We start from the raw sequence: 1,659 nt of genomic DNA on the forward strand, positions 1-1,659 counted from the left end.
CGTTGTCGTAATCGAACAATCCGATCACGACAACGACAACGACAACGTACCCGGGATCTCGGTCACCACATCAGTTCTGATCGCACCCGTTCACCGGCGCGCCGCCCGGCCTCAGCCGCACCAGCGGGTCCTGCCGATAGAAGGCGCGCAGTTGGGCGTAGACCGCCGGGTACTGCTCGTCCAACAGGGCCGGGGTCTCGAAAAAGGCCTCGCTGGCGACCGCAAAAAACTCACCCGGCGACTCCGCGCCGTAGGGGTCGAGCGGGGTGTCCCGCCCCGCGTCCAGGCGCCGCCCCAGGTCCGCGAAGGCGGCGGACAAGGCCTGTGACCAGGCCCCGCCCGCCATGTCGGCGTGCAGCGGCGGACGGCCATTGGCGACCCCGTCGCGCAGGTCGAGCTTGTGGGCCATCTCATGCACCACGACGTTGTAGCCGTCCAGTTCCAGGCCCGCCGCCACGTCCGCCCAGGACAGGATCACCGGCCCCCGCTCCCAGGCCTCCCCGCTCTTGACCTGATCGTCCACCCAGACCAGCCCGTCGGCGTCCATATACTCTTGACCGGACACGAACTGCTCCGGATAGACGATCACCGCATACCAGCCGCGATACCAGTCGAGCCCCAACTCCAGGATCGGCAAACAGGCCTGTAGGGCGATGATCAGGCGCATCCGCGCGGTCAGGACCAGCCCTTGCACCGGCTCGAAGGTCTTGTCGCGCAGAAACAGCAGCGCCAGTTCGGCCAGCCGGGCGGCCTGCTCCGGGGGCAGCCCGGCCAGCAGCGGGAGCGCCGCCCAGGCCGCCGCCCGCTCGGCCGGGGCATAGCGCCGCCGCTGCCGCGCCAGGATGCGCGAGCGCCACCAAGCGGTCAAAATACCCATGCAAGCCTCCGTCCTCAGCGGGACCCTAAGACGCGAAGAATACGCAATCACACGGCAGGCCCGCGCGGGTATGATCCGCAAACCATGAAACGCACCCCGCTCACCCTGGCCGTCCTCGCCCTCGCGGCGAGCCTCGCCTGGCTCCTGTGGTTCTGGGAACCGGTCCCCGCGCCCGGCGACCAACATCGCCCCCCGGCACTGGCCGCCCCGCCCACCGGCGGCGACTTCCGGCTCACGGCCGGCGGCGAGACCCTGGATCTGAAAGACCTGCGCGGCCAGGTGGTGCTGATCTATTTCGGCTACACCTGGTGCCCGGACATCTGCCCCACCAATCTGGCCTTCATTGCCGCCGCTCTCAAGGCCCTGACCCCCGAAGAACTGGCCCGCGTCCAGGTACTGTTCATCAGCGTCGACCCGCAACGCGACGACCCCCGCCGGCTGGCCCGGTACGCCGGCTATTTCCACCCCCGGATCCGCGGCGTCACCGGCAGCGCGGACCAGCTCGCGGCGGCCGCGCGGCGCTACGGGGCGGCCTACCGGCGGGTCGAACAGTCCGACTCAGCGCTGGGGTATCTGGTCGACCACTCGGCCTACACCTATCTGGTCGACCCCCGCGGGGCCCTGGTGCAGACCCTCGACCACGCGACCCCGCCCCCGGTCATCACCGCGGCCATCCGTAAACTACTCGAAGCCGGTTAGGAACCGTTGTCGTTGTCGTTGTCGTTGTCGTTGTCGTTGTCGTTGTCGTTGTCGAGGTTATCGTAGTGCCCTGGATTCTCTCC

At 68.7% G+C, this 1,659-nt stretch carries 2 protein-coding genes; one reads left to right on the forward strand and one right to left on the reverse strand.

Annotated features, from left to right (window positions below; all coding sequences use genetic code 11):
• Window positions 1-70: 70 nt before the first annotated feature.
• Window positions 71-877 carry a M90 family metallopeptidase gene (locus QZY48_RS03235; protein ID WP_295427644.1) on the reverse strand — a complete coding sequence of 269 codons (807 nt, stop codon included), beginning with the start codon at window positions 875-877 and terminating at the stop codon, window positions 71-73.
• A gap of 84 nt (window positions 878-961) precedes the next feature.
• On the opposite strand from QZY48_RS03235, the gene QZY48_RS03240 reads away from it, so the two are divergent.
• Window positions 962-1,576 carry an SCO family protein gene (locus tag QZY48_RS03240; protein ID WP_295427647.1) on the forward strand — a complete coding sequence of 205 codons (615 nt, stop codon included), beginning with the start codon at window positions 962-964 and terminating at the stop codon, window positions 1,574-1,576.
• The last annotated feature ends 83 nt before the right edge of the window (window positions 1,577-1,659 follow it).

It is taken from the genome of uncultured Thiodictyon sp. (genome assembly GCF_903828115.1).
Taxonomy (GTDB): Bacteria; Pseudomonadota; Gammaproteobacteria; order Chromatiales; family Chromatiaceae; genus Thiodictyon.

What these genes read in the sequence shown, in the direction of transcription:
- QZY48_RS03240 (WP_295427647.1), top strand. Translation starts at nt 962, where the DNA reads ATGAAACGCACCCCGCTCACCCTGGCCGTCCTCGCCCTCGCGGCGAGC.
- QZY48_RS03235 (WP_295427644.1), bottom strand. Translation starts at nt 877, where the DNA reads ATGGGTATTTTGACCGCTTGGTGGCGCTCGCGCATCCTGGCGCGGCAG.